This window comes from Gardnerella swidsinskii, assembly GCF_003397705.1.
In the GTDB taxonomy this organism is placed as follows: domain Bacteria; phylum Actinomycetota; class Actinomycetes; order Actinomycetales; family Bifidobacteriaceae; genus Bifidobacterium; species Bifidobacterium swidsinskii.
In genome coordinates, this window is record NZ_QJVB01000007.1 from 1 (window position 1) to 3185 (window position 3185).

2 rRNA genes are annotated in these 3185 nt (G+C 54.5%); both read left to right on the top strand.

Annotated features, from left to right (window positions below):
• A 23S ribosomal RNA gene (locus D0T18_RS06740) occupies positions 1 to 2668 on the top strand; the annotation flags it as partial.
• Positions 2669 to 2846: 178 nt separating this feature from the next.
• A 5S ribosomal RNA gene (rrf, locus tag D0T18_RS06745) occupies positions 2847 to 2963 on the top strand.
• Positions 2964 to 3185 lie beyond the last annotated feature (222 nt).

Here is a 3185-nt window from a genome sequence, read left to right on the forward strand (position 1 = left end):
CCCGTAGCTTGTCGTGCGATGTCTCTTTATGTTTATTCCCAAGTAGCGCGGGACTCGTGGAATCCCGCGTGAATCTGCCCAGACCGTTGGGTAAGCCTAAGTATTCCTGTCTGACCGATAGTGTACTAGTACCGTGAGGGAAAGGTGAAAAGCACCCCGGGAGGGGAGTGAAATAGTTCCTGAAACCGTGCGCTTACAATCCGTCGGAGCCTTCTTTGTGGGGTGACGGCGTGCCTATCGAAAAATGAGTCTGCGAGTCAGTGGTATGTGGCGAGGCTAACCCGGGTGGGGGAGCCGTAGCGAAAGCGAGTTTTAAAAGGCGTTTGAGTCGCATGTCCTGGACCCGAAGCGGGATGATCTAGCCCTGAGCAGGTTGAAGCGCGGGTAAGACCGTGTGGAGGACCGAACCCACCTAGGTTGAAAACTGGGGGGATGACTTGGGGTTAGGGGTGAAAGGCCAATCAAATTCCGTGATAGCTGGTTCTCTCCGAAATGCATTTAGGTGCAGCGTCGTGTTATTGCTTACAGGGGGTAGAGCTACTGGATGCTTGCGGGCCCATACCGGGTACCAATAGCAGCCAAACTCCGAATACCTGTTAGGTTTATCACGGCAGTGAGTCGGCGGGGGATAAGCTCCGTCGTCAAAAGGGAAACAGCCCTGATCGTCGTCTAAGGTCCCGAAGCGCGTGCTAAGTGGGAAAGGATGTGGAGTCGCATAGACAGCCAGGAGGTTGGCTCAGAAGCAGCCATCCTTGAAAGAGTGCGTAACAGCTCACTGGTCTAGTGGTTCCGCGCCGACAATGTAGCGGGGCTTAAGCACGCCACCGAAGACGCGGCTGCATGATTTGTTTCATGCGGGGTAGGAGAGCGTCCTGTATGGGGTGAAGCGGCAGTGTGAACTTGTCGTGGACTTTACAGGAGTGAGAATGCAGACATGAGTAGCGAGAGACGGGTGTGAATCCCGTCCGCTGAATGACTAAGGGTTCCGGGGCCACGTTCGTCGTCCCCGGGTGAGTCGAGTCCTAAGGCGAGGCCGACAGGCGTAGTCGAATGGATGAACGGGTTGATATTCCCGTACCGGTGTTACACCGTTCGAACTGAATCTGAGAGTACTAACCTTCATTTGCTGGTTGATTGCCTTTCGGGGTTGTTGGCTGGTTTGTGTTGGGACTGTATCGGTAGTAGGTTAGCGTGGGAGTGACGCGGGTAGGTAGCCGGCTGCGGAGGTGGTTTTCCGTGGCTAAGCGTGTGGGCTGTCTCCTAGGTAAATCCGGGGGATGTTAAAGCTGAGGCGTGATGGGTAGGCTGTAAGGCTGATTCCGGTGATCCTGCTTGCCAAGAAAAGCTTCAACGTGAGGTGTGATTCCGCTCGTACCCTAAACCGACACTGGTGGTCTGGTAGAGTATACCGAAGCGATCGGGCGAATCCTGGCCAAGGAACTCGGCAAATTACTCCCGTGCCTTCGGCATAAGGGAGACCCCTGATGGTGATGTTTTTTACAAGCGGAGCTGTTGGGGGTGGCACAAGCTAGGGGGTAGCGACTGTTTACCAAAAACACAGGAGCGTGCGAAGGCGTAAGCCGCTGTATACGCTCTGACGCCTGCCCGGTGCCGGAAGGTTAAGAGGATCCGTTAGCTTCGGTGAAGCGGTGAATTTAAGCCCCGGTAAACGGCGGTGGTAACTATAACCATCCTAAGGTAGCGAAATTCCTTGTCGGGTAAGTTCCGACCTGCACGAATGGCGTAACGACTTCCCCACTGTCTCGGCCAGGAGCCCGGCGAAATTGCAGTACGAGTAAAGATGCTCGTTAAGCGCAGAAGGACGAAAAGACCCCGGGACCTTTACTATACCTTGGTATTGTCGTTAGGTGTGGATCGTGTAGCATAGGCGGGAGGCTGTGAAGCGTGGGCGCTAGCTTGCGTGGAGTCGACAGGTGAAATACCGCTCTTTCCATATCTGGCGTCTAACCTCGACACGTTATCCGTGTCAGGGACAGTGCCTGGCGGGTAGTTTAACTGGGGCGGTTGCCTCCTAAAGAGTAACGGAGGCGCTCAATGGTCCGCTCAGCCCGGTTGGCAATCGGGTGTTGAGTGTAATCGCACAAGCGGGCTTGACTGTGAGACTGACGGGTCGAGCAGGGACGAAAGTCGGAGATAGTGATCCGGTGCCGGCGTACGGACGTGGCATCGCTCAACGGATAAAAGGTACCCCGGGGATAACAGGCTGATCATTCCCAAGAGTCCATATCGACGGGATGGTTTGGCACCTCGATGTCGGCTCGTCGCATCCTGGGGCTGGAGCAGGTCCCAAGGGTTCGGCTGTTCGCCGATTAAAGCGGCACGCGAGCTGGGTTCAGAACGTCGTGAGACAGTTTGGTCTCTATCCTCTGCGCTCGTTGGAATGTTGAGGAGACCTGCCCATAGTACGAGAGGACCTGGGTGGACGAACCTCTGGTATGCCGGTCGTCACGCCAGTGGCGCTGCCGGTTAGCTACGTTCGGAAGGGATAACCGCTGAAAGCATCTAAGCGGGAAGCCTGCTCCAAGATAAGCATTCCTTGCACTTTAGTGTGTGAGCCCCCATGTAGAACACGTGGTTGATAGGCTAGATGTGGAAGCCCTGTAAGGGGTGGAGCTGACTAGTACTAACGGGCGATGGTGACATTCTTCCTCACTTTTGTGAGTGGGGAGGGTGAGTTCCTCATGAGTATTATTCTTCTAGCGTTAATGAGTACTGAATGTTTTGCTTAACGATCAGTTGATAAAAGAGTTTTTATTCGCGTTCATGTCCGGTTCCCTAACCGCCACGTGTTGCCACTCAATGGTTTTGAGTGTATAATCTAGTTTTGCGGTGGTCATGGCTCAGGTGAGACGCCCGGTCCCATTCCGAACCCGGAAGCTAAGGCCTGACACGGCGAGGGTACTGCACTCGATAGGGTGTGGGAGACTAGCACGCTGCCGCATTATTTTTCTAGCGGGGAGTTTTCACTCCCCGCTTTTTTATTTTCGTATACTACTGTTTTTTGTAATCCTCCAAACTCTGGACAACGCTCGCGCTATAAGCGCTCACTGCTGAGCTTGCACGGAAAGTCCACTGGACTTTCCGTCTGAGCAAGCTCACGCTCCGAATTGCTTTCGCGCGCGCAATGCTGCGCTCAAGCAGGTCGTCGCGCAAACGCGAGGAAA